Source organism: Streptomyces sp. NPDC054765 (assembly GCF_053612065.1).
Genome location: NZ_JBSHBP010000076.1, coordinates 13,106 through 37,366, shown reverse-complemented (window position 1 = coordinate 37,366; position 24,261 = coordinate 13,106). Strand labels below are relative to the sequence as shown.

Below are 24,261 nucleotides of genomic sequence, written 5' to 3'. Positions count from 1 at the left end.
GCGCGAGCGACGGGCCGAGGCGGTCGATGATGCGGTCGGCCGCGGACTTCGAGATACCGAAGAGTGGAGCGAGTTGCCGCATCGTCAAGTTCGTGCGCCAGTAGGCCGCCACGAGCAGCACCCGGTCCTCCAGCGGAAGGGCCCACGGACGGCCCTTGCGGACCGGATCTGCACCTTCACGGCGCAGCGCGGTCACCAGCTTGCCGAAGGAACGCGGGCTCAACCCGGTGAACGGGGCTATCCAGGACGGCTCCGACGCCGTGATCACACCAGACACCGCAAGATCATCTCACCTGTGACCAGCAGTTACGGGACAGGTCTTAACCTCGCGCTTTCACGAGGCGGGCTGTCCGGCTACTGATCAAGGACGCAGAAAGTTCCTCCGCCGCCCAGCTCATCAACACCGGCTGCCGCCGCTACCTCCGCCTGGCCAAGCGCTGGCCCTGGACCGACGTGATCACCGATGCCCTGGACCGGCCCCGCGCCTTCCCGAACCCCGGCTGACCAGTACGTTCCCGTCCCTGCGAGCCGCACCAGACCACCGGAGCCGTGGAACCCGGCGCCCACCCGACGCGACAACCGGGCCGTCAGCCTGCCCAGACTCCGAAAACCCCCACCAACACTCACCGCAAAGGGTTCGTAGGCAAGCTGACGAACCCTCATGAATGATCGAGGTTAAGCGTTTGTCGCACCGCACTTGAGTCGCGGTTGAGCCGTCTCTACCGATCCCGTGCCACACTCGGCCCATGCTCCACAGGTGTGCTGATCAATCTCTGATCGAACGGGTAAGGCAAATTCGCAGGGGCCTCATGGGAACCCCGCTGATTCCCCTGGCGGACGAGCAGTGTGACATCGTTGCCAAGCTGGAATTCTGCAATCCCACGGGAAGTAGCAAAGATCGTTCGGCGCTGTGGATTCTGGAACAGGCGATCGGTCGCGGGGAGATAGTGCACGGCACCACGGTGGTCGAGTCGTCGTCCGGCAACTTCGCGCTGGCCCTGGCTTTCTACTGCCGGATGCTCGGCATCTCGTTCGTCCCGGTCATCGATCCGAACTGCAACGAGGCCACCGAAGCCCAACTCCGGCTGCTGTGCGACCGGGTGGATAAAGTTTCCGTCCGTGATGTGACGGGCAACTACCTGGAGAATCGGCTGTCCCGGGTGCGGGAACTGCTGGTTGAACTCGACTGGGCCTATTGGCCCAACCAGTACGCCAATCCAGATGCCCGCGACGCGCATTACCTCTTCACCGCGGGCGAGTTGATCGCGCAGGCCGGCCCGCTCGACTATCTCTTCGTCGGCGTGGGCACGGGCGGTACGATCACCGGGCTCTCCCACCGGATCAAGGAAGAGTATCCGGACTGCGTGGTCGTCGCCGTCGACGCCGAAGGCTCGGTGATCTTCGGAGGTCCGCCGAAGAAGCGGCGGATCCCCGGCATCGGCTCCAGCATTGTGCCGCCGCTGTGCGGTCAGGCGCTGATCGACCAGGTCGAGATCGTCTCCGAGGCGCGCGCTGTTGAGGCCTGCAGCGCCCTGGCCGCCAAGTACGCCTTGTATGCGGGCGGTTCGACCGGCAGCACCTATGCCGCCGTCCAGGACTACTTCGCTCGTTACCGTCCCGGCGCGCACCGTCCCCGGGTCGCCTTCATCGCCGCCGACCGCGGCCATGCCTACGCCCAGACCGTCTACGACCCCATGTGGGTCCAGCAACTGCGCGCGGAAACGGTACAGCCCCCCGGCGTCGAAGCCCTGGCTGTCAACTGAAGGAGAACCACCCCGTGTCCACCCTGGCCCCGCCGCCCATGACCGTGATCGGCGCGGGCGACATCGCCGCCGAGACGGATCGTCACCGTCCGGAGCTCGTCGAGGTCGTCCGTGCCGCCTACCTCGCGCACGACGCCGGACAGAGCTCGAACCCGCACAGCTCGTTCCTGCGTTTCCCCCACCAGAGCCGGTCGCGCATCATCTCCCTGCCCGCCTATCTGGGCGGCGAGTTCGAGGTCGCCGGCAACAAGTGGATTGCCAGCTTCCCGGACAACACGCAGCGGGGAATCCCCCGCGCCTCGGCCACACTGATCCTCAACGACTGCGTCACCGGCTATCCGTTCGCCTGTATGGAGTCCTCCATCGTCTCGGCGACGCGGACCGCGGCCTCTGCGGTACTGGGCGCGCAGACGCTGCTCGGCGCGCGCCGCGCCCGCCGAGTCGGCATCGTGGGCACGGGTCTGATCGCCCAGCACGTATGGATGTTCCTGCGTGATCTCGACTGGGAGATCGACGGCTTCCGGCTCTTCGACCTCGACCGGGCGGCGGCGGTCCGCTTCGCCGCCGTCATGGCCGAGCACACCGAGGCCGAGATCGTGGTCGCCGACACGGTGGAGGACGCGTTCACCGACTGCGACCTGGTGGTGCTGGCCACGGTGGCCGGCGAACCGCACCTGCACGACCCCCGGCTGCTGGCCCACAACCCGGTGGTCCTGCACCTGTCCCTGCGCGACCTCGCCCCCGAGATGATCCTCGCCGCCCAGAACTTCACCGACGACGTCGACCACGCCGTACGCGAGCGCACCTCGCTGCACCTGACCGAACAGCGTACCGGTAACCGGGGCTTCGTCGACGGCACCCTCGCCGACCTGCTGCGCGGGCGGTTGCACCGGCAGCACGGACGCCCGGCGATCTTCTCGCCGTTCGGACTCGGCGTACTCGACCTCGCCGTCGGCAAGTGGGTGCACGACCGGGTCGTCGCCGCGGGCCGGGGCCACCGCGAGAGGGACTTCTTCACCGGGGTGGGGGGCTGACGCATGAGCGCCTCACCCGCCCTGCGCCCCGCCGGGGACCGGTACGTCGTCGTGGTGAACCACGAGGAGCAGTACTCGGTCTGGTTCGCCGACCGTGAGCTGCCCGCCGGCTGGACCGCCACCGGCGCGCAGGGCACCCGCCAGGAGTGCCTGGACCACATCGAGCAGGTGTGGACCGACCTGACCCCGCGCTCCATACGAGCCTCACGATGACGGCCGGTGGCCTCGCATCGGCCTGGCTGCGCGGGCTCGGCAGCCGTGAACTCACCTCGCGGTGGCGCCTGTTCGTGTTCCCGCACGCCGGGGCAGGCGCCTCCGCCTACCGGCTGGCGGCGTACCTGCCGGACACCGTCGAAGTCTGCACGGTCCAGTTGCCCGGCCGGGAGAACCGGTTCGCCGAACCGGCCCTGACGTCCCTGGACGACGCCGTGACCGCGCTCGCGCCGCTCATCGCGGACCATACGGACCTGCCGTACGCCTTCTTCGGGCACAGCATGGGCTCCCTGATCGCCTTCGAGACGGCCCGGCGGCTGCGTGCACTCGGCACGCGCCTGCCCGACCGCCTGTTCCTGTCGGGCATGCGCGCCCCCGGCCTGCCGGACCGCGACCCGCGGCACACGCTGCCGGACGACAAGCTGCTCGCCACATCCGAATTCGACGGTGTTGATACCGAGTTGCGGGAGCTGCTGCTGCCGCTGCTGCGCGCGGACCTGACGCTGTGCGAGACGTACACGCACCGGGCCGAGGCACCCCTGCCCTGTGCCTTGACCGTTCTGGCCGGCTCGGACGACGACAGCGTCGACAGGACGGAGCTCGCCGGCTGGCGCGAGCACACCTCGGCCGACTTCGAACTGCATCTGGTCCCGGGCGCCCCCCACCTTTATGTGCGCGGCGCGGAACGACAGCTGGCAGAGACGATCACGCGTACCTTCCCCGCACGGGGCTGAGAAGGGATTCGTTCATGGCGCCGACCACCCTGGTCGCACTGTGGGAGCAGCAGGCAGCCGCGACACCCGACGCGGTCGCCGTCGTCGCGGGAGCACACCGCGCCACCTACGCCGACGTGGACCGCCGGGCCACGGTACTCGCCGCCGAGCTGCAGGCGCGCGGCATCGGACCGGAGAACCTGGTCGGCGTCTGTCTCGGCCGCTCGGTCGAGATGGTCGTGGCCCTGCTCGGCGTCCTGAAGTCGGGCGCCGCGTACCTTCCCCTCGACCCGAGCTACCCGGCCGACCGGCTGCGGCACATGACCACCGACTCGCGGGCCGGGCTGTGGCTGTGCGACGTGGACCACCGCGCGCAGGCCCTGGCGTCCGGCGCGGCCGACGTCCTGCTGGTCGAGGACCTCCCCGCGGAACCTGCCGCCCCGGTGGCCCCGGTGGCCCCGGTGGCCCCGGTGGCCCCGGTGGTACACCCACACCACCTGGCTTACGTCATCTACACCTCCGGTTCGACCGGCCTGCCCAAGGGCGTGGCCGTCGACCACGCGGCGGTCGCCTCGTTCCTGCGAAGTGTGGCCGAACGACCCGGCCTCGGGGCGGACGACCGGGTCCTCGCGCTGACCCCGCTGTCGTTCGACATCTCGGCACTGGAGCTGTTCCTGCCGCTGATCCGGGGAGCGACGGTGGTGATGGCCCCGCCCGCCGCCAACACCGACCCCGAGCTGCTGGCCGCCACCATCGCCGAGGGGGGTGTAAGCGTTGTCCAGGCGACCCCCACCACCTGGCGGATTCTGTTGGCGTCCGGCTGGACGGACGGGCACGGCCGGGTACTGCTGTCGGGCGGTGAGCCGCTCGATCCGCAGCTCGCCCGCGACCTGCTCGCCACCGGCGGCACCCTGTGGAACCTGTACGGGCCGACCGAGGCGACGGTGTGGGCCACCGCCGCCCGCGTCGACGCCGTGGCCGACCGGGTCACGGTCGGCACGGCCCTGTCCAACACCCGGCTGCACGTCGTCGACGAGACCGGGCGGGAGGCCGGCCCAGGAGTCACCGGCGAGCTGTGGATCGGCGGCGCGGGCGTAGCGCGCGGCTACCTCACCCGGCCCGCGCTGACCGCCGACCGGTTCGTGCCCGATCCGTTCGGGGACGCCTCCGGGCGCCTGTACCGGACCGGCGACCTCGCCCGGTGGTCCGCCGACGGCACCCTGGAGGTGCTGGGGCGCGACGACCACCAGGTCAAGGTGCGCGGCTTCCGCATCGAGCTCGGCGAGATCGAGGCCTGTATACGCAGCCACCCCCTCGTCACGGACGCGGTGGTGGTCGTCGACCGCGAGGCAGCCGGTGGCGACCAGTTGGTGGCGTACCTCGTGCCCGCGCCCGACGCGCGGAACGTATCCGAGGACCTGCCCCGCCAGGTCCGTGACCACCTCGCGCAGCGGCTGCCCGCCCACATGGTGGCCCAGGGCTACGCGGTGCTCGACGCCCTGCCCCGCACCTCCGCGGGCAAGGCCGACCGCGGCGCCGTGCGGCGGATCCCGCACAGCCCGGTCCGGGCGAGCGGGCCGATGCCCGACGACGCACCGCTGCCGCCGCACACCGCGGCGGTGCGCCGCGTGTGGGCCGAGGTCCTCGGGCTCGACGACGTGTCCCCGTACGACGACTTCTTCGGCCTGGGCGGCCAGTCTCTCACCGCGGTACGGGCCGTGGCCCGGCTGCGTACGGAGCTCGGCGTGCCGGTCGACGCCCAGTCGGTCTTCGCGCATCCGACACCCGCCACGCTCGCCGCCGCCCTGGACGGCGTGGCGCCCTCGGACGACGAGCCGATCCCCGCGGCCGGGACCGCCGAACTCTCCTTCGGCCAGGAACGGATCTGGTTCTTTGAGCAGCTGAACGACGCGGTGCCCGCCTACCACCTGCCGGTCGCCCTGGGCCTGCCCGGCGGGCGCGTCGACCTGGCGCTGCTGGAGGATTGCCTGTCCGCGCTGGTGCACCGGCACCCGGCGCTGCGCACCGCCCTGGTCGCCGTCGACGGCCGGGTCCGCCCCGAACTGCGCGAGGCGACCTCGGTGCCGCTGCGCTGCATCGAGGTCGCCGAGGAGGACCTGGACGCGCTGATGACCGAGCGGATCCGCGTCCCCTTCGCCCTCGACCGCCCACCGCTGCTGCGCGCGGACGTGCTGCGCACCCCGAGCCGTGACATCGCCTTGCTGACGATTCATCACATAGCGAGCGACGGCGCATCGGTGGACCTGATGGTGCGGGAATTGGGCGAGCTCTACACGGAGCTCGCCGCCGGCCGCCGCCCCGCCCCGGCACCGCTGCCCGTGACGTACGCCGACTACGCGGCCTGGCAGCGCGACCGACTCACCGGCGCCGAGCTGGAGCGGCTGCTCGACCACTGGCGCACCCGGCTGTCCGGCGTGCCCGTCCTGGAGCTGCCGACCAGCCGACCCCGGCCGGCCGTCGCGAGCCACCGCGGCCGCCGCGAACTGATTCGCATCCCTGCCGACTTGGCGCACCGGCTGCGCACGCTGTGCCGGGCCGAGGGCGTCACCCTGTTCATGGGCCTGCTGGCCCCTTTGCAGGTGCTGCTCGGCCGGTACGCCGACGAGAGCGATGTCGCCATCGGCACCTTGGCAGGCGGCCGGCCGCGCCCCGAACTGGACGATGTGGTCGGCTACTTCGTGAACACCGTCGTCCTGCGCACCGACCTGTCCGGCGACCCGACCTGGCGTGAGCTGCTGGGCCGCGTCCGCGAGGTCGCGCGGCAGGCGTACGCGCACCAGGAGCTGCCCTTCGAGAAGCTGGTGGCGCAGCTGAGCCCGGAGCGCGACCTGAGCCGCAACCCGCTCTTCCAGGTGCTGCTCGCACTGCACGAGGAGCCGAGGGCCGGTCACCTCACCGAGCTGTATGACCGCAAGGAGCTGGAGGGACGGCTTGGCACCGCCCGCTTCGACCTCGCCCTCGACGTGACGGACCACGCCGCCGGGGCCGGTGACCTCAGCATCTCCATCGAGTACGCCACCGACCTGTTCGACGCGGACTTCGTCCGGGGCCTCGGCCGGCACTTCCTGCGGGTGATCGAGCAGATGGTGTCCGACGCCACGGCCCGACTGTCCGAGCTGGAGATCGTCTCGGCCGATGAGCTGCGCGCCCTCTCCGTCGGGAACCGGGCCGAGCCGCTGCCCGAGCCGACCACCCTGGTCCGCCTGTGGGACCGCCAGGTGCGGACCACCCCGGACGCGATCTGCGTCGTGGGCGACGGCCGGTCGCTGACGTTCGCCGAGACCGACGCGCGGGCCTCGGCCCTGGCCCGGGAGCTGCGGGCCGGGGGCGTGCGCCCCGAAAGCCTGGTCGGCGTCTGCCTGGAACGCTCGGTGGAACTGGTGGTCGCCCTGCTGGGAGTGGAGAAGGCGGGCGGCGCCTACGTCCCGCTCGACCCCGGCTACCCGCCGGAGCGGCTGCGGTACCTGCTGGCCGACTCGGGCGTACGTCTGGTCGTCGCGGACCCGGGGCACCCCACCTCCGCCCTGTTCGGCGACGGCGTGCGGCTCGTGGCGGTGGACCAGGAACCCGGGGCGGACCCCGGGCCGGCCGAGGAGGCACAACCGCACCACCTCGCCTACGTGATCTACACGTCCGGCTCGACCGGCAACCCCAAGGGCGTCGCGATCACCCACGCCAACATCACCGGGTTCCTGGAGTGGAACCAGCGGCTGTGCCGGCTCACCGGGCGGGACCGGGCCCTGCTCAACCATTCGGTGGCGTTCGACAACTCGGTCTGGGAGATCTTCCAGTGCCTGGTGTCCGGCGCCGAACTGCACCTGGCGAGCCCCACCGCCGCCTACGACCCCGAGGAGTTCCTGAGAGAGGTCGCCCAGCGCGGCATCACCACGCTCAACGCGACGCCCTCGCAGATGCGGATCCTGCTGGAGTCCGGTACGGATCCAGCTCCCCGACTCGCGTCCGTACGCCTGGTGTTCACCGGCGCCGAGGCCGTGCCGCACGATGTGGCCCGCCGCATCCTGTCCTCCACCGCGCCGGGATGCCAGGTCTTCAACGAGTACGGGCCCACCGAAGCGACCATCACCTCGGCATTCTGCCCGATCACCGAGGAGCTGCTCGACCGGCACAGCCACCGCCCGAGCGTCCCGTTCGGCCGGGCGACCGACAACGCACACCTCTACGTGCTGGACCCGCGGCTGCGCCCGGTCGCCCCGGGCTGTCGCGGCGAGCTGTACGTCGGCGGCAGCGCCGTCGGCCGCGGCTATCTCGGCAGGCCGGCCCGCACGGCCGGGGCGTACCTGCCCGACCCCTACGCCGCGGAGCCCGGCGCTCGTATGTACGCCACGGGCGATGTGGTCCGGCTGTTGCCCGACGGAAATCTGGTCTTCCTCGGCCGCAACGACCACCAGGTCAAGGTGCGCGGTTTCCGCATCGAGCTCGGCGAGATCGAGTCCGCGCTCCAGAGCCACCCGGCCTGCGCCGACTGCGTGGTGGCCGTGCGCCGCACCAGCACCGGTGCGGACCAGCTGGCGGCCTACCTGATCCCCGAGCACCCCGACCGACCCTCCCCGGACCCGGCGGAACTGCGCGCCCACTTGGCGGGCCAACTGCCGCTGTACATGCTGCCGCAGAGCTACACCGTGATCGACGAGATCCCACTCACCCCGAACGGCAAGGTCGACCGGGACGCACTGCCTGACCCACGCCCGGTACCCGCCCCGGCCCCCGCCACCCGCTGGGCCGTCACCGAGCAGCAACTCCTCGTCGCCGACGTGTGGCGGGAGTGCCTGGGCGTCGAGGAGGCCTTCGGGCCACAGGACGATTTCTTCGACGCCGGCGGCACCTCGTTGACCATCACCACGGTCGCGGGCCGGCTCAGCGAGCGACTTGGGCGCCGGGTCTCGCCGGTCCTGGTCTTCAGGAACCCCACCGTCGAGGGCCTTGCCGAGGCGCTTGGGGAGGACTCACAGCGATGAGCAGCCCGCCCGGAGAAGCACCCCCGCCGGGAGTGGCCGCAGGGGCGTTCGGCTCCGGCGACCGCCCCGGCTTCCGTCGTGTCTGTGCCCAGGCGCGGCAAGCCGGCTCAAGGGCGGGGAACGGACGCGGTGTTGCCCGGCGGGCCGGGGGCGGTGGCCGGGGTGGTTTCCGGCATATCGGGTTCGTGCAGGGTGCGCAGCAGCAGCCACCCCACGGCGGGCAGCGCGATGAGCGGGCTGAGCGCGGTCTGCAAGGAGGTGGCGTCGGCGGCGGCGCCGATGAGCGGGCCGGCCAGGCCGCCGACGCTGACGGTCAGGCCCAGGGTGACGCCGGCGGCGGTGCCGGCGCGGCGGGGCAGATAGTCCTGGCCGAGGGTGACGTGCAGGGAGAAGGGCACGTACAGGCCGGCCGAGGTCAGGGCGATGAACGGATACAGAAGCGGGCCGGGGACCAGGACGGTGCCCGCGACGGCGGGGACGGTCAGGAGGTAGGACCAGCGCACCACCGCGATCCGGCCGTAGCGGGTGGCGAGCCGCCCTCCGGTGACGGTGCCGATCGCGCCACCGAGGTAGAGCACGAACAGGGCTGCGGTGCCCGCCACCTCCCCGCCCCCGGTGTGCATTCGTGCGTACAGGGAGAGGAAGGTGCTCAGGCCTACGAAGACGACCGAGCGGCACACGATGGCCCCGGACATCGTAAGAAAGGACCGCCAGTCGTCCTTGCCGGCCGGGCCGGCCGCAGCGGATGCGGCGGTTGCCGCCGTGACGGCGTCCTTGAGGGTCCGCAGCGCGGCCGCGCACAGGGCGGCACCGGCCAGGGCCGGGACGACCAGCAGCGGGGAGGCGTGCAGACCGCCGGTGGCGATGACGGCGGAGACCATGAGCGGGGCCGCCGCGAAGCCGATGTTGCCGCCGAGGGAGAACAGGCCCATCGTGGTGTGGCTGCCGCGGCTCGCGATCCGGGCGGTCCGGGCGGCCTCGGGATGGTAGGCGGCCACCCCGATCCCGGAGACGGCGACGACGGCCAGGGTCAGCGGGTAGGAACCGCTGATGCCGCTGAGCGCGACGCCGACACCTCCTGCCAGGGTGCTCACCGGCAGCAGCCAGGGCATCGCCCATCTGTCGGTCAGCGCGCCGAACAGCGGTTGCGCCACCGAGGAGAGCACGGAGGCGGCCAGGACGATGCCGGAGGCCGCGGCGTAGGAGTAGGCCCGCTCGGAGAGGAAGTACGGTACGAGCGCCGCCACGGCGCCCTGGTAGATGTCCACGCAGGCGTGCCCCAGGGACAGCAGCCTGATGGATTTTCTGGCGGACAAGGCGGGGGAATGGTGGGTTGACACCTCTCGATCGTCACTGCCGCCCAGGTGTCACGCTTCCGATAAAGTGCCAAGGTATGCCGAACATCCGCCACACGCCCGCCGCGCCGACCCACACGCTGGCCCTGGCGGCCGGTGAACGTATCGACCCCCACCGCCACGACAACCACCAGATCGTCTACGCGGGTTCCGGCGTCCTGGCCGTCACCACCGACGCCGGAACATGGTTCGCGCCCGGCACTCGCGCCATCTGGGTCCCCGCCGGAACCGTCCACGCCCACCGCGCCCACGGCCATCTCGACCTGCACACCCTCGGACTGCCGGTCGGCGACAACCCGCTGCGCCTGGACGCGCCCACCGTGCTGGCCGTCAGCCCCCTCCTGCGCGAGCTGATCCTCGCCTACACCCGCGATCCGGCCGAGACCGGCCCCGAGCGCCGCCGGCTGCGCGCCGTCCTCCTCGACCAGCTCCGCGCCTCACCCCAGCAGCCCGTACAGCTGCCCGCACCCACCGATCCGCGGCTGGCTGCCGCCTGCGCCCTCCTGCACCACCACCCCGCCGACCCCCGCACCCTCGCCGAACTCGGCGCCCACACGCACACCGGGGAGCGCACCCTCAGCCGCCTCTTCCGCTCCGAACTCGGGATGACCTTCCCCCAGTGGCGCACCCAACTGCGCCTCTACCACGCCCTGAAGATGCTGGCCGACGACCTCCCCGTCACCACCGTCGCCCACCGCTGCGGCTGGTCCTCCACCAGCGCCTTCATCGACGTGTTCCGCCGCGCGTACGGCTACACCCCGGGCACCCACAACCGCCGTGGGGCGCACCCCGCGGCCGTCCGGGGTACGTGCCGGGCCCCGGGGAAGCGTCGCTCAACTCCGGGTTAAGCCCGGCGATCCCTACTGTCCGTAAGTGGACTGGTGCACCGCGTTCCCTCCGTGACAGGATGAGGTGACGGTTCCGGTGCCTTAACTGCTCGTTGGGGTCGATCGAGGGGGACGGTAGGCATGGGCGAGGGGGGCGAAGGCCGGTCCGAGGGGGCGGGCAGCACGCTCGCGGAGCGGCTCAACCACCTCTTCGCGAACATGCATCCGCCCGGGGCCCCGTACACCAATGCCTTTGTGGCCGAGGAGATCAGCACCGGGGACGAGGAGTACGGCGGGGTCAAGGTCACCGAGCAGTATCTGTCGATGCTGCGCAACGGCAGGCGTACGAACCCGAGCCCGGAACTGCTGCGCGGGCTGGCCAAGTTCTTTGCCGTACCGGTCGGTTATCTGCTGGGGGATCTCTCGCAGCCGCAGGCCGCGCGGGTGGAGGAAGAGGTGCGCTTCCTGGCCGCCATGCGGGACCAGCGGGTGCGCGCCATCGCGCTGCGCTCCGTCGGGCTGCCGCCGGAGGTGCAGGACAGCCTGACGACGATCATCTCCCAGTTCCGGCAGCAGATGAATCTGCCGGCCGACCCGCCGGAGCGGGGCGGTGACCGGCGCGGTGAGTGACCTGACGCGGGCCGCCGAGCGCGGCCGGATTTTCGCTTCCTGGCAGCGGGCCGGACACGAGGACGGGACGAGCATGCGAGTGGGGCAGATACGCAGGCGGTGCAAGCGGCTCATCAAGGAGCTGGCACTGCCCGCCACGATCGATCTGCGCGGGATGTGTGACATCGTCGCCGCCCGGGTGGGGCGGCCCGTCCATCTGGTGCCGATGAGCCTGGGCGGGGTGGTCTCGGGGATGACGGCCGTCACCGACGACGACTACTGGGTCTTCTACGAACTCAAGACCTCACCCTGGCACCAGGCTCACATCGTGCTGCACGAACTGAGTCATCTCCTGCTGGGGCACGGCCAGGATCCGGCGGTCACCGAGGACGCGCTGAAGCTGTGGACGCCTTCGGTCGATGTCGCGACGGCCATGCGCCGCATGGGCCTGACTGTGGGATTCGCCCGGCACCACGGCTATGACAACCTCGCCGAGCGGGAGACCGAAGTGCTCGGCACCCTGCTGATGGAGCGGTTGGCGCCGTCCGTGGCCGAGCGGGAACTCCCCCTGGAGGGGCAGGCGGCCGAGCTGGCGGCGGCGCTCGGGCCCGCGCTGCAGCACCTCCGGCGCCGGGAGGAGACGCCGTCCGACGGCGGGGGTTCCCACGGCGTCGGCGCGGGCGCCGCGGGGGACGGGGGGCCGCGTGTTTGACGTCATCTATCTGTCGTTCGGCGTGGCCGCCTGGGCGATCGTCGGATACAAGTCCGTCGCCTGGTTCCGCGACCGCAGCAATGCGGACCTGGGACTGGCTTGCGTGATGACCGGTGGTGTGGCCACGGTCTTCCTCTTCTCCGCGCCGAGCATCTACCGCGCCTTCGACCGGCTGGCCGGCGTGGCCAACCTCGCCATGGTCTTCCTCTACTCCTCCGTCGTGGTGTTCGCCGCGGGGGCGCTGGTGTTGATGCTGCGCTGGACGGCGGGCGAGGGCGCGGCGGCGCGGGCCCGTGCGCGGACCAGGGCGCGCGCCGCCGTCGGGGCGGTGGCCGCGCTGTGGGCGGTGGCCATCACCGGGTTCGTGGCCGGCCGGCCGGACGCCGTGGAGCACCCCCGCGACTTCAGCACCGCCTACACCGACTCGCCCGGCGTCATGCTCTTCCTGGTGCTGTATCTGGCCATCTTCGGAATGAGCTCGGCGGCCCTGGGGACGCTGTGCCCGCGGCTCGCCGCCCGGCTCGGCAGGACCTGTCTGGCGCGCGGTCTGCGGCTGCTGGCCGCCGGCTGCTGGCTGGGTCTGGGCTACTGCGCCTGCAAGGTCATCGGCTTCGTTCTGTCCTGGACGGGTCACCCGGCGCTGTGGCTCTCCAACGGTGTGGCCCCGCTGAGCGCCTCGGTCGCGGCGCTCATGGTCCTGGCCGGATTCGCGCTGCCGGCGGCCGGCCCCCGGGTCGCCGCCTGGCGCCGGCTGCGCCGTCTCTCCCCGCTCTGGCGGACCGTCACCGCTCGCTCCCCGGAGGTCACGATGGAGGCCTCGCCCTGGTCCGCACGCTGGCCGTTCGCCGATCTGGAGTGGCGGGCCAACCGGCAGATGGCCGAGATCCGGGACGTACAGCGCGGCATCCGGCGCCATGTGGAGTCCGACGCCGTCGACATCGCCCGTGAGCGGGCCCGTGCGGTCGCCCTCGACGACCGCCAGCTGGCCGCTGTCGCGGAGGCCGCGGCGCTGCGCCGAGGCCTGGAGAACCGCGCGGTGGGCCATGTCCCCGTCCACGGTGCCGACAGCGTGGTGGTCTCCAGCGGCACGGAACCGGCCGAACTCACCGCCGAGTACGAGCACTTGGCACTGGTGGCGGATGTCTACCACTCGCCGTTGATCGACACCGTGCTCACCGAGCTGCGTCAGCGAAGCTCGATGGCGCGCAGCTGAGAACAACCACCGAGACGGGGTGGCCCGGCACGGGGGTCCGGGCCACCCGAACCACCTGTACGGCACCGGTCCGATAGGACTGGTGCCGCTGTCGTCGGATGACCTGTGGCAGACGGGAGGTGGCAGACGGGTCCTAGAGTCGGGATCATGCAGAACACCGCCGATACCGGCTCCGACGCCCCGCTCGACGTGACGCCGCTCCTCGACGATCCGTACGCCGCCTACGCCGCGCTGCGCGAGGCCGGCCCGGTGCACCGGATCACCGGCGCCGACGGGCACCCCGCCTGGCTGGTCACCCGGTACGACGACGTCCGCCGTGCCCTGACCGATCCCCGGCTGTCCCTGGACAAGAAGCATGCCGCGCCGGGCGGCTACCGCGGCTTCTCGCTGCCACCCGCGCTGGACGCCAACCTGGGGAACATGGATCCCCCGGACCACACCCGGGTCCGTCGCCTGGTGGTCAAGGCCTTCACACCGGGCCGGGTCGAAGCGCTGCGGGCGCCGGTACGGAAGATCGCGGACGAACTGCTGGACGCGATGGCGGAGCGCGGCCGGGCGGATCTGATCGCCGACTACGCGGGGCCGCTGCCGATCACCGTGATCTGTGATCTGCTCGGCATCCCGCACCGCGACCGCCGCGACTTCCTGGCCTGGTCGGACGCGCTCATCACCCCGGATCCGAGCCGGCCGGAGCTGATGAAGGAGGCGATCGGGGCGATGCTGGAGTTCTACACCGGCCTGATCGCCGCCAAGCGCGCGGAGCCGGGCGACGATCTGCTGTCGGACCTGATCGCGGTGCGCGACGGCCCGGCCGGCGGCGAGGGCGACGGCGAAGGCGGGGAGCGGCTCACCGAGGACGAACTGACCTCGCTCGCCTTCCTCCTCCTCTTCGCCGGATACGAGAACACCGTCCATCTCATCGGCAACGCGGTGCTCACCCTGCTCGACCGTCCGGACCAGCTCCGCCAGTTGCAGCGGAATCCGGCCGAACTGCCGGATGCAGTGGAAGAGTTCCTGCGTTACGACGGTCCTTCCCCCGTGGCGATCCGCCGCTTCCCGAAGGAGGACCTGGAGATCGGCGGCGTACGGATCGCGGCCGGGGAGAGCGTGCTGCTGTCGATAGCGTCCGCGAACCGCGACCCGGCGCGCTTCCCCGATCCGGACACCTTCGAACGTGGCCGGGACGTCTCGGGGCACCTCGCGCTGGGCCAGGGCATCCACTACTGCCTCGGTGCCGCGCTGGCCCGGATGGAGACCGTCATTGCGCTCGATGCGCTCCTCGGCCGCTTCCCGGAGCTGCGACTGGACGTCCCGCGTGCTGAATTGCGACACCGTCGGGCGCTGCGGACGCGTGGCCTGATTTCGCTCCCCGTCGCCTGGTAAACGACAAACGAACAAGTTTTTGAGGCATAACCGTTCGCTCATGCGGTAAAAAGGTTCTTGAGCCCGCCCGGTGTGCATCCCCCGTCGCACCGGGCGGGTCCTTCTTTGCACCCGTTGCAGTTGCGACACGCCGGACGGGCGGCAGCCCGCCTGGTCCGTCTGGCTCAACTGCGCTGCGGGCCGCGGCGCCGCTTCTTAGCGTGACGGCATGGCAACTCACGCACGTGTGTCCAAGGCAGCGGTGATGGCGCTGGTCGCCGTCGCCGGTGTGTCGCTGACGCCCATACCGGCCGCGGCCCACGGTTCCACGGACCGTCAGCCCGCCGCAGCGCCGGCCGCTGCCGGGGTGCGGACCGTCACCGCCCCCGGCACACCGAGGCTGCCCAGCGGTCTGAGCGCCCTGTCCTGGATGGTGGCCGACGCGGACACCGGCAGCGTGCTGGCCGCGAAGAGCCCGCACCGCAAGCTCGCCCCGGCCAGCACCCTCAAGACGCTGTTCGCGGTCACCGTCCTGCCGAAATTCCCGTCCGGCACCGTACGCCGGGTCAGCCCGGCGGATCTCGAGGGCGTCGGCTCCGGCAGCAGCGTCGTCGGCGTCCAGCAGGGCCGCCGCTACACCGTCGCCGACCTGTGGCGCGGGGTCTTCCTCCGCTCCGGCAACGACGCGGTGCATGTGCTGGCCGCGATGAACGGCGGATGGCGGACCACCGCGCAGGAGATGCAGGAGACCGCCCGCAAACTCGGCGCCCGCGACACCACCGTCAAGTCCCCGGACGGTTACGACGCGCCCGGCCAGGTGTCCTCCGCGTACGACCTGACCGTCTTCGCCCGCGCCGGACTCGCCAACGAGGACTTCGCCCGCTACTGCTCCACCTCCCGCGCGGCGTTCCCCGGCGCCACCGGCACCACCTCGATCGAGAACACCAACCGCCTGCTGGTGGGCTCGCACGGGCTGACCCGCTACCCCGGCATCATCGGCGTCAAGAACGGCTACACCACCCAGGCCGGCAACACCCTGATCGTGGCCGCCCGCCGGGACGGCCGCACCCTGCTGGTCACCGTGCTGAACCCGCAGTCGGCGAAGTACAACGCCGTCTACAAGGAAGCCGCATCACTGCTGGACTGGGGCTTCGGTACCACCGGCAACGCCCAGCCGGTGGGCACCCTGCACGCCGTGAGCACCGCCTACGAGGGCGGCGGCCCGCTCCGCCCGGTGGCCGCCCACGTCGCCGGGGCCCAAGCACCCGGCGGTTCCCCCTGGCGCGCCCCCCTCGTCCTGGGGGCGGGCGGCGCCGGCGTCGCGGCAATCGGGCTGGGCGCCCTGCTCGCCCGGTGGCGGCAGGCGCGCGGGCGCGGTGGGCAGAGGGGCGGCGCGGCGTAGGCCCCGGGCGAGGGTCCCGGTCGTCCCCGTGCCACGAGGCGGACGGGCTTTGCAGACCAGCTCCCGAGGAGAGAGGCGGCGGCCCCGCTCGTCCCGGCGGAGCCCGGCGTCATCCGCCGGCCGTGGGGCGGTTCCCGGGCCCGGTGCCGTCGGTGCGGTTCCCGGGCCCGGTGCCGTCGGTGCGGTTCCCGCTCGCGTCCCCGGCGGCCCGCAGCCGGGGTGCGGTCTTCGCCGCCGGTACCGCCCCGGCGCCGGGCAGACGCCCGGTCAGCTCGCCGGCCCAGGCCCTGAGTCCCGCGCTGTCGATCCCGTAGGGGGCGGCGTCCGCATACGGCGCGAGGGCCGCCGCACCCCGGCCGAGCAGCGCCGTAGCGCCCGCCGCATTGCCACGGGCCGCATGGGTGAGCCCCACGGCGAGCTGGGCGAGCCCCCGCCACAGCTCCCGCTCCGCCTCGGGCGCCGCCTTCCAGGCATCCTCCAGCACCTCATGGGCGTGGAACGGCATCCCGTCGTCGAGCAGCCGCTGCGCCTCGGCCAGCGACTGCGCGGGCGTACGCGACACCCCTTCCGGCTGCCGTGCCACGCCCGGGGAGCCGTAGGGCAGCGGCCGGCCGAGGCCGTCGCGTGGACGGGCGTTGCGGGCCCGGCCCTCCTCGTCGCGGTCCCGGCGCGGGGCGCGAGGCGCGGCGGCGGGTGAGCGGGCCCCGCCGGGCTCTTCTCCGGCCGTGCCCGGTCCTTCCCCGGCCGTGCCCGGCTCGGCCCCCGCCGCCGGCTCTCCCGGCCCTGCCCCGCAGTGCTCGCAGACCGCGCTGCGGGGCCGTTCGCGGATCCGGCCGCAGGCCGCACACACCTGGTCCAGCCAGCAGGCCGGGTCGCCGCCCTCGTCGTGGGCGGGCGGGACACCGGGCTCATCGTGGGGTCGCTCCGCGTCGTTCACCCTTCGATTGTGCGCCGCGTGGACGTGCCGCGTCGTGGGCGGGGTGCGCGCTCCGCCCGCCTGCCCGTGCTTTAGCCGGCCCGCCCGTGCCCCCACCGGCCGGCCGCTCCGGGGGACGGGGGCGGCAGGTGCTCCGCGGTCAGGCCGGGTCGACCTCGTAGAAGCAGAAGTGATCCTTGATCCGTGCCACCTCGGGACGCGGTTCGGGATAGGCCCACACGAGGTCCTCCGGCCCCCCGGGCAGCGACCAGTAGGAGGCGGTGCCCTTGAAGGGGCAGACGGTGTGCGTTGTGGACGGGGTGAGCAGGTCGGTGCGTACGTCCTCGGGCGGGAGGTAGTAGCGCACGGGGTAGCCGGTCTCCTGGAGGAGGAGCGGGCGGTGGGTGTCGGCCAGCAGCTGTCCGCCGACCGTGACACGGATGTGGTCGGTGCCCTGCTTGACCTCGATGTGGTGGCCCTTGGTGGCGGTCATGGCGGCTTCCCCTCGGTGAGTGATGAAGACCCTCGCTCCTTTCAGGATGGCACTGGATCGCTTCCAGGATGGCACCGGATCGACGCGGCGGGCCCGTCCGGCAGGAGGCACGGCCGGGACGTCGTGCGACGGCCCGGCCGTGCCGGTGCCCCCTACGGTGCGGCTACACCGCGCGGATGCCCTGGCCGGCCCACTGCGGCGCCGGAGCGAGGTGCGCCGCGAAGTACTCCCGGCTCGCGTCGGGCAAGGGCGCCGCGCGCCCGGCCGACCGGTCGACGTGCAGGGCGAACAACTCCTCGGTGGCGACCGGGGAGCCGGACGGTGCGCCGGCGAACATCTCATGGAGGAGCCGCAACTTCTTGCCATCGACGCCCAACACAGTGGTACGGACGGTGAGTTCGCTGCCGCGGGCGACCTCGTGGAGATAGCGGACGTGGGCCTCGACCGTGTAGAGGGAGCATCCGGTGCGGTTCCGGTAGGCGGCGTCGAGACCGGCCGCGTCCATCAGTGCATCGGTGGCGAAGCCGAAGACCAGGACGTAGTAGGCCTCGCTGAGGTGGCCGTTGTAGTCGATCCAGTCGTCCTGGACGGTCCGGCGGAAGAGCGGGAGACCACCGGGCGGGTGAACGGTCATGGGCGGGTGCCCCCCAGCCGGCCGGTGGCACGCAGGACGTCGATGACGCCCTGGTCGCGTGCGGCGACCAGATCCGCGTACGTACGGCCGCCCGCGGCTTCCGCGCAGCCGTTGACCATGGCGTCGCGCAGCTCGCGGTCGAGTTCGGGTGCCGCCAGCCGGGTCCACGGCGATTTCAGGGACGGGCCGAAGTGATCGAGCATATGGGCCATACCGCCCTCGCCGCCGGCCAGCGCGAAGGTCAGGCAGGGGCCCATGAAAGCCCAGCGCAGCCCGGGGCCTTCGGTGATCGAGGCGTCGATGTCCTCGACCGTTGCCTCGCCGTTGGCGACCATGTGCAACGCCTCGCGCCACAGGGCCTCCTGGAGGCGGTTGGCGATGAAGCCGGGCAGCTCGCGGTCCATGGTGATGACGGACTTGCCCGCCACGTCGTAGAAGCGCGAGGCCCACTGCACGGCCTCACGGTCCGTCTTCTCGCCGCCGACGACCTCGACCAGCGGGATGAGGTAGGGCGGGTTGAAGGGGTGGCCGACGACCAGCCGGCCGGCGTCCTCGGCCGCCGTCTGCAGATCGGTCATGGGATAGCCGGAGGTGGAGGAGGCGATGACGACACCCGGGCGGGTCGCGGCGGCCAGCTCGGCGAGCAGGGTGCGCTTCAACTCCAGCTTCTCGGGGGCGCTTTCCTGGACGAAGTCGGCGTCGGCAACCGCCTCGGCGAGGGTGGGGGCGAGCGTCAGCCGGTCCTGCGAGGCGCCGTCGGCAAGGCCTATCCGTTCCAGCGCGGGCCAGGCCGAGGCCACCAGGCGGCGGAGCCTGTCCTCGGCGTCGGCGGCCGGGTCCCAGGCGGTGACGTCGTAGCCGCGGGCGAGGAAGTGGGCGGCCCAGCCGCCGCCGATCACTCCGGCGCCGATACAGGCGACACGGCGTACGTCCTCGGGGGCACAGGGGGCAGGGGTGGTTTCAGGCATGGGGGAGCGGCTCCTGGTGGCGGGAAGGGACGGCGGGGCGGGGCTCAGGCGCGCGGTGTCAGACCCAGCCGGGCACGCGCCTGCCGGGGCGTGGCGACCGTGGCCCCGAGCAACTCGGTGATCTGCACGGCGCGTTCGACGAGCTGTCCGTTGGTGGCCCGGACGCCCTTGCCGAGGTAGAGGTTGTCCTCCAGGCCGACCCGCACATTGCCGCCGAGGAGGATCGACTGCGCGACCCACGGCATCTGCATCCGGCCGAGTGCGAAGCTCGCCCACCGGGCGCCCTCGGGCAGCAGGTTCACCATCGACTGCAGGACGCCCGGGTCGGCCGGTGCGCCCCACGGGATGCCCATGCACAGCTGGAAGACCGTCGGGTCGTCCAGCAGCCCTTCGGCCAGCAGCTGCTTGGCGAACCACAGCTGGCCGGTGTCGAAGATCTCCAGCTCGGGCCGCACCCCGAGCTCCTGGATGCGCTTGGCCCCCGCCCGCAGCATGTCGGGGGTGGAGACGTAAAGGCTGGAACCGTCACCGAAGTTGAGGGAGCCGCAATCCAGGGTGCAGATGTCGGGGAGGAGCTCCTCGACGTGCGGGAGCCGCTCCAGGCCGCTGACCAGGTCCGTGCCCGGCAGGTGCCGTAGCGGCTCGCCGGGGTCGATCACCAGGTCACCGCCCATGCCGGCGGTGAGGTTGATGACGACGTCCGTGCCGGTCTGCCTGATGCGGTCCACGACCTCGGCGTACAGCCGCGGGTCACGCGACGGGTCACCGGTCTCGGGGTCGCGTACATGGATGTGCACCACCGCGGCGCCCGCGGAGGCCGCCTCGACGGCCGACGCGGCGATCTGCTCGGGCGTCACGGGGACGTGCGGGGAGCGGCGGACGGTGTCGCCTGCGCCGGTGAGCGCACAGGTGATGATGACCTCGTTGTTCACGGGGATCCCTTCGGTGGGTGTGGTGCCTCGGGGCTCGGTGTGCGGCAGCGGCGGGGGAGCGGCGGTCTCAGCCGGCGGGGGCGGCGGTGAGTTCGCTCTCCACGAAGGCCAGCAGCGCGGACTGCATCGTGTCGGGGCCGGTGCTGTCCGGGGCGGTGGCGAGCACCTGGGTGGCCAGGCCGTCGATCAGGGCGGTCAGCCGCAGCGCGGCGAACTCCGGATCGACGGTGCGGAAGACGCCCTGGCCGACGCCGCGCCGTACGACATCGGCGACGGTGGTGCGCCACTGCCGGTAGTAGTGCTCGTGCAGCCGTCCCACGGCGGTGGAACGGGCGGCCTGGGCCCACAGATCGAGCCAGACCAGCCACTGGCGGCGCTGCTGCGCGGTGCGCGGGGTCTGCAGCGCGATCAGATGCAGCAGCTCGGCGCGGGCGTCGGGAGCCGCGGCCAGGCCCGCGGCGCGGCGTTCGGTGTCCTCGTCCATGCACCAGCGCACGGCCGCTTCCAGCAGTTCGTCGCGGCCGGGGAAGTGGTAGTGCACGGCGGCGGGGCTGGTACCGCAGGCGGCCGCGATATCGGCGACCCGTACGCCGTGGAAGCCGTGCTCGGCGATGAGCCGGACGGTCTCCCGCACGATCTGCAGCGGCCGGCCGCCCTCGGGGACGGCCACCGGTTCGCGACCGGCCGGCATCGTGGGCCGCTCGGGGGCGCCGAGCAGCCAGCCCGTGCCGACCTCGCCGATATCGGCGATACGGACGATCTCGGCCAGGGTGAAACGCCGGGTTCCGCCCAGCGATCTGGACAGTTTCGAGGGGTCCATCACGATCCGGCGGGCGAACTCGCGGTGGCTGCAGCCGAGCCGCTCGATCACCTCACGGACACGGTCCGTGACCTCTGCGGCGTCGTCGGTGACCCGGGCTCCGGGGGCGTCCTCCATGGTCCGGGACCGTAACAGCGTGTTGAGAACATCGCAATGGATGGGAGAGAGGGAAGTGGGGTGGATGCCTTTCGTTGTGGGGCTCAGAGGGCGGTGTTGAGGGAGAGCTGATGGTTGAGTCAGTGGTGCGGCGAGGGTGGCCCGCGGCTGGGCGAAGGAATCAGCTGGACACGCCGCAATCCGGGTGAATGTGGCAAAGTGACGACATGGCTGACCGGGGAGCGCAACGGCCCACCGTGTCGGTGCCGGACGACTGGCCCGCCCACCCGGACCTGACCCTGGCCCTCAACGGCATGGGCGGCTTCGACTGGGACCTCGACAGCGGGCTGATGCACATGGACCCGCCCGCCCTCGAGGTGTTCGACATGCTTCCGGCGGAGTACGACGACCGTCCGGGCACGCTCGGCTGCCGCGTCCCGGCCCATGAGGCGGCCCGGCTGGACTCCCTGGTCGCGCGGGCGCTCAAGAACGGCAGCGACTCCTACGGCGCCTACTTCCGGGTCCGGCTGCGCGACGGCGAGCTGCGCTGGACCCACAGCCAGGGCAGCATCCGCCGGGACAGCACCGGCACGCCCCGCCGCATCATCGGCGTGGTCCGCGACGCCGGCCACGAGTACACCCACGCGGCGGAGCGGCTCGCCGTCGACGAGGAGCGCCGCCGGCACACCAGCGTCGTCGAGCGCACCACCGCCGCCCTGGCACACGCCAGAACGGTCGGCGAAGTGATCGCCGTGCTCGCCGATGAGCAGGGGCTGAGCAGGCTGGGTGCGGAGAACGTGATCCTCGGACTGGTCGAGGCCGGACGCATCCGGCTGGTCTCCGAGGGCAAGGCGGGTAGTTTTGAACCCGATCTCGAATACACGCGGGTGGGGGACGAATTCCCGATGAGTGAGGTGGTCCGCACCCTCACTCCGCGGTATGTGGGCAGCCGCGCGGAATTCAAGCACAGCTACCCCCGGCTGTGGCCGGCCGTCGAGCCGCTGAACGTCCACTCCGCCGCCTATCTGCCGCTGATCGCGCAGGGCCGCCCGATCGGAGTGATCGGCCTCTTCTTCGAGCGGGAGAGCGATTTCCGCGACCAGGAGCGCAATGTCCTGCTGGCGCTCGGCAGCAGCATCGCGCAGAGCCTGGCCCGCGCCATGCTCTACGACCAGGAACACGACCTCGCCGCGGGCCTCCAGCAAGCCATGCTGCCGCGCCGGATCCCCGGCGTCGCCGGTGCGCAGATCGCCGTCCGCTACCGCTCCGCCCGGATGGGCCGGGACATCGGCGGCGACTGGTACGACGTGATTCCGCTGCCCGACGGCCGGGTCGCCGCCGTCATCGGCGACGTCCAGGGCCGATGTCTGGGGTGTGGAACCGCGCGGCAGCGGAAAGTGCGTATGGTGCGAGTTCAACTGCTCCTGACCGGGAGGCGTCGAGCCCACCGGCAAGGGCGATCAGCGGGAACGGGCGCCGAGGCATCGGCACGGTCAGTGAGGACGGCTCTATGGGATCGCGGGCTGCGGAACAGCGCCAGGAAGCCCGCCAGTTGGCGGCACGCCTGTCGGCGGAAGGCGTCCGTAATGTGGCGCTGACCTGGGTGGACAATGCGGGTATCGCCCGTGTCAAGACCGTCCCGGCCGAACGGCTCGCCGCCGCGGCCGAACGCGGGGTCGGGATGTCGCCCGTCTTCGACGTGTTCACCTCCGACGACGCCATTACCGCGTCCGGACACCTCGGCGGGCCCGACGGCGACCTGCGGCTCTTCCCCGACCTGGACCGCGTCACCACGCTCGCCGCACAGCCCGGCTGGGCCTGGGCCCCGGCCGACCGCTACGACCAGCTCGGCCGGCCGCACCCCGCCTGCCAGCGGCAGTTCGCCCGGCGGATGACGGAGCGGGCCGCCGCGGCCGGCCTGGAGCTGCGGATGGGCTTCGAAACCGAGTGGGTCGTCGCCCGCGCCCCGGCGGGGCACCCGGCCGCCGCCGACGCGGACGAGGTGCTCGACTATCCCTGCGCAGGCCCCGCGTACGGCATGACGCGTGTCGTCGAACTCTCCGACTACCTCCGCGATGTCACCGAGGCGCTGAGCGTCCAGGGCATCGACGTCCTCCAGCTCCACCCCGAATACGCCCCGGGCCAGTTCGAGGTCACCACCGCCCCGGGCGACCCGGTCCGGGCCGCCGACGACGTGGTGCTGGTCCGCGAGACCATCCGTGCCGTCTCCGTCCGGCACGGACTGCGCGCCTCCTTCGCCCCGTCGGTCGTCGCCGGGCAGGTCGGCAACGGCTGCCACCTCCATCTCGGCCTGTACCGCGAGGGCACGAGCCTGCACCGCACCCCCGACGCCTCATGGGGCCTGGCACCGGACGCGGCGGCCTTCCTCGGCGGCATCCTCGGCGCCCTGCCCGCGCTGCTCGCCATCGGCTGTCCCTCACCCGCCAGCTATCTGCGGCTGCAGCCCTCCCACTGGGCCGGCGTCTACCAGTGCTGGGGCGTGGAGAACCGGGAGGCGGCGCTGCGTCTGATCACCGGCGCCCCCGACGACCCGGACGGCGGCCATGCCGAGGTCAAGACCTTCGACGCCGCCGCCAACCCGTACCTCGCGGTCGGCGCGGTCATCGCCGCCGGACTGCACGGCATCGAGTCCGTCACACAGCTGCCGGAACCACAGGCCGGCGACCCGGGCGTGCTCGGCGTCCGCGAGCGCGCCCGGCGCGGCATCGTCCGGCTGCCTGCCACCCTCGGCGAGGCGGCCGACCGGCTGGAGAAGTCGGCCCCGCTGTACGACGCGATGGGCGAGGTGCTGCACGGCGCGGTGCTCGCCGTCCGGCGCGCGGAGGAGGCCCACTTCGCCGAGAGCGAGGACGACGCGCTCGCCGCCGCCACCCGCTGGCGCTGGTGAAGCCCGCGGACGTCCCAGGAAGCGGCCCCGGGGCACGCCCTTGGGCAGACTCCTTTTCTCCACCGACGCCTATGGCCCTTTCTCCACCGATGCCTCTGGCCTTCCGGAGCTGTACGTCGTCGGCGGCGCGTTGTTCCGGACCGCGCCGGCGGCCGTCCCCGGCGACCGGACGACGTCCGGGGCCTGGTCGGCCGAGGACGCCCGGCGGGTCGGCGCGTTGATCGCCGCGGACAACGCCCGCCGGGTGTACCGCCTTTCGGGCAACTGAACCCGTCTGCGGGCAACGGGCGGGCC

General features: G+C 72.2%; 21 protein-coding genes and 1 pseudogene. 14 read left to right on the top strand and 8 right to left on the bottom strand.

The genetic code is table 11. The features are described from left to right. A partial coding sequence (locus tag ACWGJY_RS32520; RefSeq protein ID WP_453264465.1) for a helix-turn-helix domain-containing protein occupies positions 1-277 on the bottom strand: 277 nt, incomplete at its 3' end. Positions 278-809: 532 nt separating this feature from the next. Here ACWGJY_RS32520 and sbnA point away from each other — a divergent pair. Genes sbnA through ACWGJY_RS32495 form a run of 5 tightly spaced genes read left to right on the top strand, consistent with a single transcriptional unit; the run spans position 810 to position 8,720 of the window. Beyond that, positions 810-1,763, top strand: a complete 954-nt coding sequence (gene sbnA / locus ACWGJY_RS32515) for a 2,3-diaminopropionate biosynthesis protein SbnA (protein WP_453264464.1) — start codon at positions 810-812, stop codon at positions 1,761-1,763. A gap of 38 nt (positions 1,764-1,801) precedes the next feature. Further along, positions 1,802-2,797, top strand: a complete 996-nt coding sequence (gene sbnB, locus ACWGJY_RS32510; RefSeq protein WP_453264467.1) for a 2,3-diaminopropionate biosynthesis protein SbnB — start codon at positions 1,802-1,804, stop codon at positions 2,795-2,797. Between the two features lie 3 nt (positions 2,798-2,800). After that, positions 2,801-3,010, top strand: coding sequence for an MbtH family protein (locus ACWGJY_RS32505; RefSeq protein WP_453264463.1), 210 nt, complete (start codon positions 2,801-2,803; stop codon positions 3,008-3,010). Next, the gene (locus ACWGJY_RS32500; RefSeq protein ID WP_453264462.1) at positions 3,007-3,744 is read left to right on the top strand and encodes a thioesterase II family protein; all 738 of its coding nucleotides are present in this window, start codon (positions 3,007-3,009) and stop codon (positions 3,742-3,744) included. Before ACWGJY_RS32505 ends, ACWGJY_RS32500 begins: the two co-directional genes overlap by 4 nt. Positions 3,745-3,758: 14 nt before the next feature. Continuing rightward, complete coding sequence (locus ACWGJY_RS32495; RefSeq protein WP_453264461.1) at positions 3,759-8,720, top strand: amino acid adenylation domain-containing protein; 4,962 nt, start codon at positions 3,759-3,761, stop codon at positions 8,718-8,720. A gap of 107 nt (positions 8,721-8,827) precedes the next feature. Here ACWGJY_RS32495 and ACWGJY_RS32490 read toward each other — a convergent pair whose 3' ends face one another. Then, on the bottom strand, positions 8,828-10,036 hold the full coding sequence (locus ACWGJY_RS32490) for an MFS transporter (protein ID WP_453264460.1): 1,209 nt from the start codon (positions 10,034-10,036) through the stop codon (positions 8,828-8,830). A 77-nt stretch (positions 10,037-10,113) separates the two neighbouring features. Between ACWGJY_RS32490 and ACWGJY_RS32485 the strand changes: the two genes are divergently transcribed. The 6 genes from ACWGJY_RS32485 to ACWGJY_RS32460 all read left to right on the top strand — a co-directional run bounded on the left by ACWGJY_RS32485 (position 10,114) and on the right by ACWGJY_RS32460 (position 16,200). After that, positions 10,114-10,923, top strand: coding sequence for an AraC family transcriptional regulator (locus ACWGJY_RS32485; RefSeq protein ID WP_453264459.1), 810 nt, complete (start codon positions 10,114-10,116; stop codon positions 10,921-10,923). Between the two features lie 120 nt (positions 10,924-11,043). Continuing rightward, a complete protein-coding gene (locus tag ACWGJY_RS32480; RefSeq protein WP_453264458.1) occupies positions 11,044-11,532 on the top strand; it encodes a helix-turn-helix domain-containing protein in 489 nt (162 codons plus the stop codon). Between the two features lie 79 nt (positions 11,533-11,611). Then, positions 11,612-12,223, top strand: coding sequence for a hypothetical protein (locus tag ACWGJY_RS32475; protein WP_453264466.1), 612 nt, complete (start codon positions 11,612-11,614; stop codon positions 12,221-12,223). Beyond that, entirely contained in the window at positions 12,216-13,436 is a 1,221-nt protein-coding gene (locus ACWGJY_RS32470) for an MAB_1171c family putative transporter (RefSeq protein WP_453264457.1), read from the top strand. The genes ACWGJY_RS32475 and ACWGJY_RS32470 overlap by 8 nt, the downstream gene beginning before the upstream one ends. Before the next feature lie 147 nt (positions 13,437-13,583). Beyond that, the gene (locus tag ACWGJY_RS32465) at positions 13,584-14,819 is read left to right on the top strand and encodes a cytochrome P450 family protein (RefSeq protein WP_453264456.1); all 1,236 of its coding nucleotides are present in this window, start codon (positions 13,584-13,586) and stop codon (positions 14,817-14,819) included. Between the two features lie 208 nt (positions 14,820-15,027). Then, entirely contained in the window at positions 15,028-16,200 is a 1,173-nt protein-coding gene (locus ACWGJY_RS32460) for a D-alanyl-D-alanine carboxypeptidase family protein (protein ID WP_453264455.1), read from the top strand. A gap of 109 nt (positions 16,201-16,309) precedes the next feature. Here the strand turns inward: ACWGJY_RS32460 and ACWGJY_RS32455 are convergent, their stop codons facing one another. The 6 genes from ACWGJY_RS32455 to ACWGJY_RS32430 form a co-directional block, all read right to left on the bottom strand. After that, complete coding sequence (locus ACWGJY_RS32455) at positions 16,310-17,137, bottom strand: DUF309 domain-containing protein (RefSeq protein WP_453264454.1); 828 nt, start codon at positions 17,135-17,137, stop codon at positions 16,310-16,312. 139 nt (positions 17,138-17,276) lie between these two features. After that, a complete protein-coding gene (locus ACWGJY_RS32450) occupies positions 17,277-17,609 on the bottom strand; it encodes a DUF427 domain-containing protein (protein ID WP_453264453.1) in 333 nt (110 codons plus the stop codon). 163 nt (positions 17,610-17,772) lie between these two features. Then, positions 17,773-18,243, bottom strand: a complete 471-nt coding sequence (locus ACWGJY_RS32445; RefSeq protein ID WP_453264452.1) for a thioesterase family protein — start codon at positions 18,241-18,243, stop codon at positions 17,773-17,775. Then, the gene (locus ACWGJY_RS32440) at positions 18,240-19,211 is read right to left on the bottom strand and encodes a 3-hydroxyacyl-CoA dehydrogenase NAD-binding domain-containing protein (RefSeq protein ID WP_453264451.1); all 972 of its coding nucleotides are present in this window, start codon (positions 19,209-19,211) and stop codon (positions 18,240-18,242) included. Before ACWGJY_RS32440 ends, ACWGJY_RS32445 begins: the two co-directional genes overlap by 4 nt. A 44-nt stretch (positions 19,212-19,255) precedes the next feature. Then, entirely contained in the window at positions 19,256-20,143 is an 888-nt protein-coding gene (locus ACWGJY_RS32435; protein WP_453264450.1) for a 3-keto-5-aminohexanoate cleavage protein, read from the bottom strand. Between the two features lie 67 nt (positions 20,144-20,210). After that, positions 20,211-21,080 (bottom strand): TetR family transcriptional regulator C-terminal domain-containing protein, encoded by an 870-nt coding sequence (locus ACWGJY_RS32430; protein ID WP_453264449.1) that lies wholly within the window; start codon positions 21,078-21,080, stop codon positions 20,211-20,213. 206 nt (positions 21,081-21,286) lie between these two features. Here ACWGJY_RS32430 and ACWGJY_RS32425 point away from each other — a divergent pair. The 3 genes and pseudogenes from ACWGJY_RS32425 to ACWGJY_RS32415 form a co-directional block, all read left to right on the top strand. Beyond that, positions 21,287-22,420 (top strand): annotated as a pseudogene (locus tag ACWGJY_RS32425) (PAS domain-containing protein); the annotation flags it as partial. Positions 22,421-22,569: 149 nt separating this feature from the next. Further along, a complete protein-coding gene (locus ACWGJY_RS32420) occupies positions 22,570-23,967 on the top strand; it encodes a glutamine synthetase (RefSeq protein ID WP_453264448.1) in 1,398 nt (465 codons plus the stop codon). A gap of 40 nt (positions 23,968-24,007) precedes the next feature. Next, positions 24,008-24,235, top strand: a complete 228-nt coding sequence (locus tag ACWGJY_RS32415; RefSeq protein WP_453264447.1) for a hypothetical protein — start codon at positions 24,008-24,010, stop codon at positions 24,233-24,235. Positions 24,236-24,261: the final 26 nt, after the last annotated feature.

Coding starts and splice junctions, on each gene's coding strand:
- sbnA (WP_453264464.1), top strand. CDS start 810: ATGGGAACCCCGCTGATTCCCCTGGCGGACGAGCAGTGTGACATCGTT.
- sbnB (WP_453264467.1), top strand. CDS start 1,802: ATGACCGTGATCGGCGCGGGCGACATCGCCGCCGAGACGGATCGTCAC.
- ACWGJY_RS32505 (WP_453264463.1), top strand. CDS start 2,801: ATGAGCGCCTCACCCGCCCTGCGCCCCGCCGGGGACCGGTACGTCGTC.
- ACWGJY_RS32500 (WP_453264462.1), top strand. CDS start 3,007: ATGACGGCCGGTGGCCTCGCATCGGCCTGGCTGCGCGGGCTCGGCAGC.
- ACWGJY_RS32495 (WP_453264461.1), top strand. CDS start 3,759: ATGGCGCCGACCACCCTGGTCGCACTGTGGGAGCAGCAGGCAGCCGCG.
- ACWGJY_RS32485 (WP_453264459.1), top strand. CDS start 10,114: ATGCCGAACATCCGCCACACGCCCGCCGCGCCGACCCACACGCTGGCC.
- ACWGJY_RS32480 (WP_453264458.1), top strand. CDS start 11,044: ATGGGCGAGGGGGGCGAAGGCCGGTCCGAGGGGGCGGGCAGCACGCTC.
- ACWGJY_RS32465 (WP_453264456.1), top strand. CDS start 13,584: ATGCAGAACACCGCCGATACCGGCTCCGACGCCCCGCTCGACGTGACG.
- ACWGJY_RS32460 (WP_453264455.1), top strand. CDS start 15,028: ATGGCAACTCACGCACGTGTGTCCAAGGCAGCGGTGATGGCGCTGGTC.
- ACWGJY_RS32450 (WP_453264453.1), bottom strand. CDS start 17,609: ATGACCGCCACCAAGGGCCACCACATCGAGGTCAAGCAGGGCACCGAC.
- ACWGJY_RS32445 (WP_453264452.1), bottom strand. CDS start 18,243: ATGACCGTTCACCCGCCCGGTGGTCTCCCGCTCTTCCGCCGGACCGTC.
- ACWGJY_RS32440 (WP_453264451.1), bottom strand. CDS start 19,211: ATGCCTGAAACCACCCCTGCCCCCTGTGCCCCCGAGGACGTACGCCGT.
- ACWGJY_RS32430 (WP_453264449.1), bottom strand. CDS start 21,080: ATGGAGGACGCCCCCGGAGCCCGGGTCACCGACGACGCCGCAGAGGTC.
- ACWGJY_RS32420 (WP_453264448.1), top strand. CDS start 22,570: ATGGGATCGCGGGCTGCGGAACAGCGCCAGGAAGCCCGCCAGTTGGCG.